This window comes from Lutibacter sp. TH_r2 (assembly GCF_033101135.1).
Classification (GTDB): domain Bacteria; phylum Bacteroidota; class Bacteroidia; order Flavobacteriales; family Flavobacteriaceae; genus Lutibacter.
The window spans coordinates 286,894-299,576 of record NZ_JAWMPV010000003.1 but is presented as its reverse complement, the minus strand read 5'-3'; the positions used below and the strand labels follow the sequence as shown (position 1 = coordinate 299,576).

Below are 12,683 nucleotides of genomic sequence, written 5' to 3'. Positions count from 1 at the left end.
TTAACTTAACGTTAGCCAATTATAAATTATTATTTTTACAAAAATTATCAAGAATTATGAGCGAGAAAAAAAAAGATATAACATTTGATGTGTTAATAGAGATCCCAAAAGGAAGTAGAAATAAGTATGAATACGATTTTACTTTACACAAAATTAGATTCGATAGAATGCTTTTCTCTTCTATGATGTATCCAGGAGATTATGGTTTTGTACCAGAAACATTAGCATTAGATCAAGATCCACTTGATGTATTAGTGTTAGGTCATCAACCTACATATCCTATGGTAGTAATGGAAGTTAGACCTATTGGAGTTTTCTATATGACTGATGAAAAAGGACCTGATGAAAAAATTATTTGTGTACCAGTATCTGACCCTATTTGGAGTAATAGAAACGATATATATGATTTAAACCCACATAGATTAAAAGAAATTGAACACTTTTTTCAGGTTTACAAAGATTTAGAAGAAAAGAAAGTTGATACTGGTGGTTGGGGTAATGCAGAAGCAGCAATTAAAATATATGAAGAGTGTGTTATAAGATATGATGAAAGTGAACATAAGAAGAAAAGAACATTCACTATATAAAAATATATCGATTTCGTAAAAAACAATACTTAAAACTGCATTTTTTTGTGAATGCAGTTTTTTTTGCGCTCATATTTTAATACTTTTACAGTACTTTAAAATTAATTAAACTTAAATTAAACTATGGATTTATTAGTAAAATTCTTACCTCTTTTTGGGGTGCTTGCGCTTATTTTTGTTTTTGTTAAAAACATGTGGGTTTCTAAACAAGAAGTTGGAGATGAGAAGATGGTAAGAATAGCCAAAAATATTGCTCAAGGAGCAATGTCTTTTTTAAAAGCTGAATATAAAGTTTTAGCAATTTTTGTAGCAGCTGTAGCAGTATTATTGTTTTTAAAAGGAACTTACGAAACAGGTTCCAACGGAATGGTAGCAGTATCCTTTATTGTAGGTGCTATTTGTTCTGCTTTAGCAGGTTTTATTGGAATGAGAGTTGCTACAAAAGCAAATGTAAGAACCACACAAGCTGCTAGAACATCTTTAGGAAAAGCACTAGAAGTTGCTTTTGCAGGTGGAGCAGTTATGGGACTTGGAGTTGTTGGACTAGGAGTACTTGGATTAAGTGGACTTTTTATGATATACCAAGGAATGTGGTCTGGACAAGAAAATTTAGCAATGGTGTTAAATGTACTTTCTGGTTTTTCTTTGGGAGCTTCTTCAATTGCACTTTTTGCACGTGTTGGTGGTGGTATTTATACAAAAGCTGCTGATGTTGGTGCTGATTTAGTTGGTAAGGTTGAAGCTGGTATTCCAGAAGATCATCCATTAAACCCTGCTACAATAGCAGATAATGTTGGAGACAACGTTGGTGATGTTGCCGGAATGGGAGCAGATTTATTTGAATCATATGTAGGTTCTATAGTTGGGACAATGGTTTTAGGAGCTATTTATGCTACATTACCTGAATTTCAAGCTGCTTTTAACGGTTTAGGAGCAGTATATTTGCCATTAGTTCTTGCGGCAGTTGGTATTGTAATGTCAATTTTAGGTTCGTTTTTTGTACGAGTTAAAGATGGAGGGAATCCACAAACAGCATTAAATATTGGTGAATTTGGTTCAGCAGGTTTAATGTTAGTTGCATCTTATTTCATTATAAAAGCAATGCTTCCAGCTACATGGGTTGATGCAGGAATTGAATATACTTCAACAGGTGTGTTTATGGCTACAATTGCAGGTTTAGTAGCAGGATTGTTAGTAGGTAAAATAACAGAATATTATACAGCTACCGGTAAAAAACCAGTACTATCAATTGTAAAGCAATCTGAAACAGGATCAGCAACAAATATAATTGCAGGTATAGGTGTAGGAATGATGTCTACAGCAATTCCAATTATTTTAATTGCTGCTGCTATTATGGTTTCTCATCACTTTGCTGGTTTATATGGTATTGCAATTGCAGCAGTTGGTATGTTAGCAAATACAGGAATTCAGTTAGCAGTTGATGCTTACGGACCAATTTGTGACAATGCAGGTGGTATTGCTGAAATGGCAGAATTACCAAATGAAGTACGTGAACGTACTGATAAATTAGATGCAGTTGGAAATACAACAGCAGCTGTTGGTAAAGGATTTGCTATTGCATCCGCAGCCTTAACAGCTTTGGCATTATTTGCCGCATTTATGAAAACTGCAAACGTAACATCAATTGATGTTTCTCGCCCAAATATTATGGCAGGTTTATTAGTAGGTGGTATGTTGCCATTTGTATTCTCTGCATTATCTATGAATGCAGTAGGTAGAGCTGCAATGGCAATGATTGAAGAAGTTCGTCGTCAGTTTAGAGATATTCCAAAATTAAAAGCTGCATTAGCTGTAATGCGTAAATACGATTCAGATATGTCTAAAGCATCTGTTGAAGATAGAGCAATTTTTGATGAAGCTGATGGAGTTGCTGATTATGAAAAATGTATAGATATTTCAACAAAAGCTTCTATTAGAGAAATGGTATTACCAGGTTTATTAGCTATTGTTGTTCCTGTTGCTGTAGGTTTTCTTGGCGGCGCTGAAATGTTAGGTGGTTTACTAGCGGGTGTTACAACTTGTGGTGTTTTAATGGCAATATTTCAATCAAACGCTGGTGGAGCTTGGGATAATGCTAAAAAAATGATTGAAGAACAAGGTAGAAAGGGTACAGATGCTCATAAAGCTGCTGTAGTTGGTGATACTGTTGGTGACCCTTTTAAAGATACTTCTGGACCTTCATTAAATATTTTATTAAAGTTAATGAGTGTTGTAGCATTGGTAATTGCTCCAAGTATAGCCATGTCTTCTGATTCAGTTTCTGAATATACCTCTGATAAAGTTGCTACTGAAATAGTAGCTTCAAAAGAAATTAAAAAAGATGTTGAAGTTAAAATGAATACACTTGAAAATGGAACTGTTATGGCTACGGTAGTTACTAAAACTACTGAAAATGGTGAAATTAAAGTTGAAGAACAAGTTTTTGAAGGAACTGAAGCGGAAGTTAAAGCAAAGTTAGAAGGCTTAAAAGATGTTGAGGTAAAAGTTGAAAAAATTAAAAAGAAAGAATAGGTTTAAACTATTTTAATAGATAAAGAAAGACTCACATATGTGGGTCTTTTTTTTGTTTCTTTAGGTATATTTTTTTTTATATCTACTCCATTTATTAAACGTAAAAATTACAATTAATTTTCGCGTTCTAATACTGTTATTCCGTTTAGTTTTATATTTTTGAGGCTCGTAAGTAAGTAACTTTAGTTACTTATTGCAGTTTAGTTTATTGAATTACAATAAGTTTATGCATGTTTAAATTGAAAATAAAACCATTATGTTAAAAAAAATACTTTTAGTAATTTGTATCTCAATGTTTTCAATTATTGGAATAGAGGCACAAAATGGTACAATAAAAGGGTCCATTTTAGATGCAACATCCAATGAGAAAATTCCATTTGCTACATTAGTTTTAAAATCTAATAAAATAACCAAAGGTTTGAGTTCAGATTTTGATGGCAATTTTTTGTTCGAGAAAATACCGGTCGGAAATTATCAATTGGAAATCACTTACATAGGTTTTACAGATAAAATAATTGAAAACATACATGTTTCAAAAAGTAACTCAACAATTAATTTGGATAATATTAAATTAACTGTTAGTACTGAAGCTTTAAAAGAAGTTCAAATTACTGGGGTAAATAAAACCCAAACCACTAAAATTGATAGAAAAACATACATAGCTTCAGATTTTGCTACTGCAAAAGGTGGAACAGCAAGTGATGTTTTAAACAAATTACCTTCGGTAAATGTAGCTTCTGATGGGAAGGTTTCTGTTCGTGGAACGGAAGATTTTATGGTGTATTTAAATGGAAAACCGACTAATATTGAACCATCCGTTTTATTGGCTCAAATTGCAAGTAATAATATAGATAAGGTAGATATTATTTCTGTACCGACTGCTCGATACGATGCACAAGGAAAAGGTGGAATTGTAAACATTACAACTAAAAAGAATATTGCACAAGGTTTATCTGTTTCAGTAAATGGAATATTGGGTGGTGATCCATGGAATGATTATACCGATTCTTACAGTAATCACAATTTAAAAGATGATCGTTATGGTGGTGGTTTTAATATTTCTTTCGGAACTGAAAAAGCAACTTTATATGGAGGTTTCAATTACAATAAGAAAAACATTAACGGACAGCGTTCAGGTGAAGCAAGAGTTTTAACTTCAACAAATCCAGATGAATATTTTCATATGAATGCCTATGATGGAGCAAGACCAGAATGGTTTGAAAACTATTCTGCAAATGCAGGAATTGATTTTAATTTAAGCGATTCTAAAAAATTATCATTGTCTTATTTCTACGGAAATAGAAACGAAGGTAGAGCAGCTTATTATGTTTACAACACTTTTTTTGGTGCTACTGATCAATCAGGAAAACACACGGAACGTTTTATGTACAACCCAAACATTGATAACAGAGATGGAAAATACAACACATTTAATGTAGATTATATTTCAAAATTAGAAAATAATGCTTCGTTTAAAATGGCCGCTGCATATGAGATCTCCAAATTAAGTAGAGAATTAAACAATAAAAATTTCTTTTATACTTCAAAAGAAGATGTTGATAATGATATAGCTAGTAACTTTTCAAACGCATACCAAGCTAATAATTATTCATTATCTGATAATACTCCTTTAAAAGGTTTACGTTTCGCTTTAGATTACGAGAAAGAGTTTAATAATGGGGATTCTTTTGGAACAGGACTTCAAATTCAATACACAAATATAGATGGAGATTTTAATTTTGATAATGATTTAGTTTCTAAAAATTTAGACAATTCAATTGATTTAACAAGAACTGTGTTTGCTGCTTATGTGGATTATTCTGGAACTACTGGAGATTTAAGTTATATAGTTGGGTTAAGAGCTGAATACCAAGATCAAACTATGGATATTGCTGAAACTGATTATGTGCCAATTTTTGGATCTGATTTACAATCTAATTATGCTCAAGATGATTTTGATTTGTTTCCTTCAACACATTTAAGCTATAAATTAAATGACAATAATAAAGTTACTTTGGCAGGAAGTAGAAGAATAAACAGAGCATCAGTTACTAAATTAGCGCCATTCTTATACCGAAGGCATTTTGAGGTTTATGTTGTTGGGGACCCAGAATTAGAAGCAGAATACTTGAATAATATTGAATTAAGTTTTAATAAATCTGTTGGAAAACATACATTTAATTTAACAGGTTTTTATAGGGGAACAGATAATACCGTTTTTAGAGTAAATACGGTAACTACACAATTAGAAAATGCACCTTTATATAGTATTTTAGGTGAAGATGTTTTAATTAGATCATACACAAATGCAGGAAATTCAACAAGTTTAGGAGCAGAATTTGATGCAAATATTATGGTGGGTAATTTTGTTAAATTCTTTGTTGGAGCTTCATTATATAATTACCAAATTGATGGTGAAGTATTTGGCTACAATGTTGATCAAAATAGTACAAACTGGTCTGTAAAAAGTAATGTTGTTTTTAATTTATCTGATGAATTTAAATTCAATTACGATTATAGTAGAAAATCGAATACAGTAACTTCACAAGGTCAGAACGATGCATTTTCAGTGTCAAATATTGCATTAAATTATCAGCCAAAAAATGCTAAAGAGTGGAATTTCTCATTACGAGGTTTGGATATTTTTGCTCAAAATGATCAAGGTTTAGACACCAATGCATACAATGCTGCTGATGATCAAATTTTTTATCAAGAAACGTTGTATGAACGTATGGGACCTGTTTTTGAATTTGGTGTTACTTACTCATTCAATTCAAAAGGTAAAAAGAAAACAAAGAAATCTTTCCAAGGAGATAAGCACTTTAAGTAGTATAAAATTAACGTTACCCTGAACTAGTTTCAGGGTCGCACAAAAATGTAGAATAAGTTTAATGAGATTCTGAAACAAGTTTAGAATGACGATTTTTAAAAGCAATAAAAAAAGCCTCGCAATTGCGAGGCTTTTTTATTTATGAATATCTTGTTTCTATTTAAAATAGTCCGTTTATTTGAGCGTCGATACGATCAATAATAGAACCTAAATCTTCTGGATTGTCAACAAAATCTATGTCATCCACATCAATAATTAATAATTTTCCTTTACTGTATTTTGTAATCCAAGCTTCATAGCGTTCATTTAATCTACTTAAATAATCTATGCTTATTGAGTTTTCATAATCTCTACCTCTTTTATGAATTTGTCCAACCAAAGTTGGAATAGATGCACGCAAGTAAATTAATAAATCTGGAGGAGATACTAAACGTTCCATTAAATCAAATAATGAAGAGTAGTTTTGATAATCTCTATTAGGCATTAAACCCATTGCATGTAAATTAGGTGCAAATATATGAGCATCTTCATAAATAGTTCTATCTTGAATAATAGCTTTACCACTTTCTCTAATTTCTAAAATTTGTCTAAAACGACTATTTAAAAAGTAAACCTGCAAATTAAAAGACCATCGTTCCATTTCACCATAGAAATCATCCAGATAAGGATTTTCATCTACAGATTCAAAGTGAGGGTCCCACTTATAATGTTTTGCTAATAGTTTTGTTAAGGTTGTTTTTCCGGCTCCAATATTACCTGCAATTGCAACGTGCATACTTATAAAATAACTTGATTATAAAGTGCTAAAGGTAATTATTTTTTTTATGATAAAACAAATCAAAGTGTACACTGTTAATAAATTAATTTATAACCAAAACCTCGTACGTTAATTATTTGAATTGATTCGTCTGATTTTAATTTTTTTCGAAGCTTTGTAATAAAAACATCCATACTTCTTGCATTAAAAAAATCATCGCTTCCCCAAAGCTTTTTAAGTATAAAGGATCGTTCTAAAACTTGATTTTTTTGTTGGTTTAAATGAAAAAGTAATTGAGCTTCTCTATGTGTTAATTTTTCTGAATTGTTTTTTATTGAAAGTGTTTGTTTTTTAAAATCGAAGGTGTAATTTCCAATTTTTATGGGTTTATCAATAGATTCAGATGATTTTTTTCTTTTTAATAAGGCATTCATTCTAACAATTAACTCTTCCATACTAAATGGTTTTTTTAGGTAATCGTTTCCTCCTAAATTAAAACCTTCTACAACATCTTCGGTTTGTGATTTTGCAGTTAAAAATATAATTGGAATGTTTGGATCTTCAAGTCTTATTTCTTTTGCTAATGTAAATCCATCTTTTTTTGGCATCATTACATCTAACACCAATAATTCAGGCTGTTCGGCTTTGAAAGTTTTATAAGCTTCTTCACCATTTACACAAAGTAAAACTTCAAAATTTCTTGTTTCTAAGCTTTCTTTTACAATTTGCCCTAATGAAGGTTCATCTTCTGCAAGTAATATTTTAACTGATTTATTCATTTGGCAATTCAATTTTAAATACAGTGTTGTTTTTACTATTGTAATTTATTGAAATACTACCATTGTGTTTTTCAATAATTTTTTGAGTGTAATACAATCCTATCCCAAAACCTTTTATATTATGTGTGTTTCCAGTAGGAATTCTATAAAATTGTTCAAATACTTTATCTTTTTGATTTTTAGGAATCCCGTTTCCATTATCCCAAATTAAAATTTCAACACCTTTTTTAGTGTTATTTTGCTTTGTTGAAATTGTGTTTCCACCATATTTTATAGCGTTATCTATAATATTGGAAATAGCATTTTCAAAATGAAATGTATCAACATTTATAGTTATATCTCCATTTTTATTGCTGAAATTAAAAGTTTTTTCAGGGTTTAGTAAACGATATTTTCCAACAATTTTTTCCAACAGTTGATTTATAATTATAGGTTCTTTAGTTAATTTAATTTCTTCTTGTTTTAGTGTTGCAGTTTCTAAAAGCTTGTCTACCATTAAATGAAGCTTAGCTGTTTGAGTACTTGCCATTTCAACATATTTTTCAGATTTATTTTTATCTTCTAAAACATTGAAATTTTTCATAGCTTCTAAAACCGTTGCTATAGTTGCTATGGGTGTTTTAAATTCGTGCGTAATATTGCTAATTAAATCGTTTTTTACTTCAGATAGTTGTTTTTGTTTGTGAATGGTTTTAAGTAAATAAATAATACTAGCAATAATACTAGCTGAAAGTAGTAGAGAAAGTAATATACTTATAAATGACTCTCTTAAAATATCAGTGGTAGTATCGGTAAAAAATAATTCTAATTTACTTCTGTGAGGTAAATAATGCGATTTAGTTTTTATGGTTAAATGTTTTTTAGGGAAATTTTTAATATTTAAGGTTTGTGTTTTTGTGGTAACACTATCGTAATCTACCCAATCATAATAAGTAAAGTTTAAAGCGTATTTAACATTAATATTTTGTCTTTCAAATTCTTTAATAATCTGTAAGTTTAACTTGTTTAAATCTAGCGAATCTCTTGAAAAAGAAACAACTACTTTGGATAAGATACTATCCATATTTTGAGCAAAAAAATCAGATTTTTTGTAAAAATTAAAGCCTTTACCATCTTGTACTCCATATTTATGATTTCCTTTATCAATCACAAAAATTTTGGTACTATCTTTTTCAGTTAAATCAATTAAGGTACTATCAATTTTTTTATACATCATTCTTCTAGAACGTGTTTTTAATTTAATAGTGTCACTTTTTCTTTTAGTATTTGAAGAGTCTAATGAGGTTAAAGTAATAAAGCTAGACTTTGTTATTTCAGCAAAGTAATCTTCAACAGCAGTATCAATACTTCGTTGTACTTTGGTTATCAAATACTCTTTATTTATTTGATATTCACGGTAATTCCAATATACCTGTACAGCAATAGTAATTGCAATAGTAATTGCAATTACATATATAATCCATTGGTACCGTTTATTGTTCATAACTCAAAGGTAGTTATAGATATGTTAATATCACAGCCGATTAACAGACGTTAACACTGTTTAACCATAAATAATATTTATTCAAACTATATTTGTGATACAAAATTAAAAATGAATACTTATGAATACAAGAATACTAAAATTAACTTCGGCTATTGTATTGTTTATATCTATACAATCTTTTGCTCAAGATTTTCAAGGTATTGCAAATTACCAATCTAAAACTACTTTAAACATGGATTTAGATAATTCTGGAATTCCTGCTGATAGAATTCAACGAGTAAAAGAAATGATGAAAAGCAGGTTAGAAAAAACATACAAGCTTACGTTTAATAAAACAGAATCTATTTACAAAGAAGAAGAGAAATTAGACAATGCATCTGGTGGAAGAGGCATGCGATTTATGATGTTTGGTGGAGGTGCTACTGGGGAACATTATAAAAATATTCAAACTAAAAAAAGTACTAAAGAAAATGAATTTAGTGGAAAAAACTTTTTAATAAAAGATAATTTACCTACTTATCAATGGAAAATGGAGCAAGAAACCAAAACTATTGGTAATTATTTATGTTTTAAAGCTACTGCCATAGTTCAAATGCCTAAACCTAGAGAAATGAGATTTGGTAGAGGTAGACCAGGAGAAGATAAAAAAACAGAAGAGGAGCGAAAGAAAGAAAGGGAAGAAATGATGAATCCTGAAATTATTGATACAGTTGTAACTGCTTGGTACACATTAGATGTTCCTGTTGGACATGGACCTGATAATTATTATGGTTTGCCGGGTTTAATTTTAGAACTTTCTTATGCAAATACAACTATTTTATGTACTAAAATTGTACTAAATCCAAAAGATAAAATAGAAATTTCAGAACCTAAAAAAGGGAAAGTTGTTACCCAATCTGAATATGATAAAATTACGACTGAAAAAATGGAGGAGATGAGAGAACGTATGCAAAATGAGCGTCAAAAAAGTGGAAATAATGGACATAGAATGAGAGGTTAACTAATTAATAGACGTTAAAATTTAAATAATGAAAAAATACAGCATTGTTTTAGTATTATTTTTAACAGCTTTTTCTGCTTTTTCACAAAATGTTAAATTAGAAGGAACTGTAAAAGATAACGAGGGCAATCCGTTAGAAATGGCAAATGTAATTGCCTTTAAAAAAGGAACTAAATTTCTACAATCATATTCAATTACTGATCATAGCGGAAACTATAAGTTAAGTTTAGAAGATACGAATGATTATTCAATTAAAATTAGTTATTTAGGTTTTGATAATTTAAATGTAGACATTTCAGTTGATAATTCAGGAAACGATTTTAAAAAGGATTTTGTACTTACACAATCCAATGAAGAATTGAATGAAGTTGAAATTACCTACGAAATGCCCGTAAAAATTGTTGGTGATACCATTGTTTATAATTCAGATTCTTTCACTTCAGGAAAAGAGAAAAAATTGGAAGATGTATTGGCAAAACTTCCAGGAATTGAAATAGATGACAATGGTGAAGTAGAAGTTGAAGGGAAAAAAGTACAGAAAGTTTTAGTTGAAGGCAAAGAGTTTTTTGATGGAGATTCTAAATTAGCCACTCAAAATATTCCAGCAAGCGCCATAGATAAAGTTCAAGTTTTAAGAAATTATAACGAAGTTTCTGGAATGCGCGGTGTTACTAATAATGAAGATAATATTGCCTTAAACATAAAATTAAAAACAGGAAAAGATAGTTTTTGGTTTGGAGAAGTAAATGCAGGTATTGGAGATAACGAAAAACATATTGTTAAACCAAAGTTGTTTTATTACAGTCCTAAAAAAAGTGTAAATCTATTAGCAGATTTTAATAATATTGGTGTTGCACCTTTTACAAGAAGCGATTATTTTCGTTTTACAGGTGGTTTACGTGGTTCTATGCAAGGTGGAGGAACAAGTTTCAATGTTTCAACAGGAGGTTTAGGTTTTACAACAGCTCAAAATAACAAAGCACAAGAAATAGTTTCAAAATTTGGAGCATTAAACTTTAATATTTCGCCTAAAAAAACTTTAGACTTAAATGGTTTTGCTATTGTAAATAATTCTGAAACTAGCATGTTAACCAAATCTAATACAATATACAACGATACTGGTTTAATTGAAGAAAGAGAAACTTCAGCATTTCAAGAAAGTAAGTTAGGGATGTTAAAATTTAGTACAACCTATCGCCCAAATACCAATATCCATTTAGATTATGATATATTTGGAAAGCTCTCTGAACAAACTGAAATTAACGATGTTAATTCTACAAACAGAGGTGCAGTTGATACCTATTTAGAAGAAAAACCAGCTTCAGTAAATCAAAATTTTAACTTGTATTATACTATTGACGATAAAAATATATTTGCTACTGAAATACAGCATTTATATCAAAAAGATATGCCTTTGTATAATTCAATAACTTCAACACAACCTTTTGAATTATTACCAACTGTACAAGAGGATGCGTCAGATTTATTTAATTTGTTTCAAAATTCAAAAACAACAACAAGTAAGTTTGATGCTAAACTAGATTACTACTATTTGTTAACTCCTAAAAGCAATATAAATATTCGTTTTGGAACAACTTTTAGTGCTCAAAATTTTGAATCGGATATTGAACAAGAATTACCTGATGGAAGTACCATTAGTTTTTCAGATACAACATTAAACAACAATGTAGATTATAACTTTTCGGATGTATTTTTAGGTGTTTATTATAAGCTTGTAGCTGGTAAGTTTACATTAAATCCGGGTGTTACTATTCATCAATATACAACTAAAGATACACAATTAGGAAGTGAAAATAAAGATAGTTTTTCAAAGATTTTACCAGATATTTATGCAAAATATAGTTTTAATTCTTCAGCAAATCTTCGTTTAAATTATGCAATTACTTCGCAATTTTCTGATATTGAAACTGTAGCTGAAGGTTATTTATTGGATACATATAACGCAATGTCTCGCGGAAATAGAACTATTGAAAACTCTTTAAAACATAACTACTCATTAAATTATTTTAGTTTTAGTATGTTTTCGTTTACAAACATTCATGCATCTATAAATTATTCAAAAAATGTTAATTCAGTAAAAAACAATACAGAATTAATAGGTGTTGATAGAATATCATATCCTTTAAATTTTAATTTTGCTGATGAATCACTTTCAGGAAGTTTTAGATATGGGAAAACATATAGTAAATTGAAAACAAACTTTAGTACAAGAATTTCTCAAAATAATTACAATAATTTAGTGAATGATGAGCGTGTAAAATTAAAATCATTAACACATAGTTATACTGCAAGTGTTGCTACTAAATTTAAAAATGCACCTAATTTTGAAGTTGGTTATCAAAAATCGTTTACAGATTATTCAAATACAGGAAGTACTACAGATAAGCCATTTGCAAACATTGAAGTAGGGTTTTTAAAGAACTTTATTTTAACAGCAGATTATACTCATTTTAAGTATGAAAATGATGAGAAAACGGTAGAAAACAAGTATTCGTTTTTAAATGCTAAACTCTATTATCAGCAAAAAAACAGTAAGTGGGAATTTATACTTTCAGCAGATAATTTAACAGATAATACATCTATAAATAGAGATAGTTTAAACGAAATTGTAAATAGTAACACAACATCATTATATTATATTCAACCAAGGATATGGATGTTTTCAGTAAAATATAATTTATAAATATTAAA

General features: G+C 29.5%; 8 protein-coding genes. 5 read left to right on the top strand and 3 right to left on the bottom strand.

What is annotated here, in order from left to right; all coding sequences use genetic code 11:
• The first annotated feature begins 56 nt into the window (after positions 1-56).
• From R3X25_RS11185 to R3X25_RS11175, 3 genes are all read left to right on the top strand, one after another.
• Complete coding sequence (locus R3X25_RS11185) at positions 57-587, top strand: inorganic diphosphatase (protein WP_317674819.1); 531 nt, start codon at positions 57-59, stop codon at positions 585-587.
• A 123-nt stretch (positions 588-710) separates the two neighbouring features.
• Entirely contained in the window at positions 711-3,119 is a 2,409-nt protein-coding gene (locus R3X25_RS11180; RefSeq protein WP_317674817.1) for a sodium-translocating pyrophosphatase, read from the top strand.
• Between the two features lie 256 nt (positions 3,120-3,375).
• Complete coding sequence (locus R3X25_RS11175; protein WP_317674815.1) at positions 3,376-5,949, top strand: TonB-dependent receptor domain-containing protein; 2,574 nt, start codon at positions 3,376-3,378, stop codon at positions 5,947-5,949.
• Between the two features lie 160 nt (positions 5,950-6,109).
• Here R3X25_RS11175 and R3X25_RS11170 read toward each other — a convergent pair whose 3' ends face one another.
• From R3X25_RS11170 to R3X25_RS11160, 3 genes are all read right to left on the bottom strand, one after another.
• Positions 6,110-6,724: a deoxynucleoside kinase gene (locus R3X25_RS11170; protein ID WP_317674813.1), complete on the bottom strand. Its 615-nt coding sequence runs from the start codon at positions 6,722-6,724 to the stop codon at positions 6,110-6,112.
• A 77-nt stretch (positions 6,725-6,801) separates the two neighbouring features.
• Positions 6,802-7,485: a response regulator transcription factor gene (locus tag R3X25_RS11165; RefSeq protein ID WP_317674811.1), complete on the bottom strand. Its 684-nt coding sequence runs from the start codon at positions 7,483-7,485 to the stop codon at positions 6,802-6,804.
• Complete coding sequence (locus tag R3X25_RS11160) at positions 7,478-8,968, bottom strand: HAMP domain-containing sensor histidine kinase (RefSeq protein WP_317674809.1); 1,491 nt, start codon at positions 8,966-8,968, stop codon at positions 7,478-7,480. The genes R3X25_RS11165 and R3X25_RS11160 overlap by 8 nt, the downstream gene beginning before the upstream one ends.
• A 121-nt stretch (positions 8,969-9,089) precedes the next feature.
• On the opposite strand from R3X25_RS11160, the gene R3X25_RS11155 reads away from it, so the two are divergent.
• Entirely contained in the window at positions 9,090-9,971 is an 882-nt protein-coding gene (locus tag R3X25_RS11155) for a GLPGLI family protein (RefSeq protein WP_317674807.1), read from the top strand.
• A 28-nt stretch (positions 9,972-9,999) separates the two neighbouring features.
• A complete protein-coding gene (locus R3X25_RS11150; protein ID WP_317674805.1) occupies positions 10,000-12,675 on the top strand; it encodes a TonB-dependent receptor in 2,676 nt (891 codons plus the stop codon).
• Positions 12,676-12,683 lie beyond the last annotated feature (8 nt).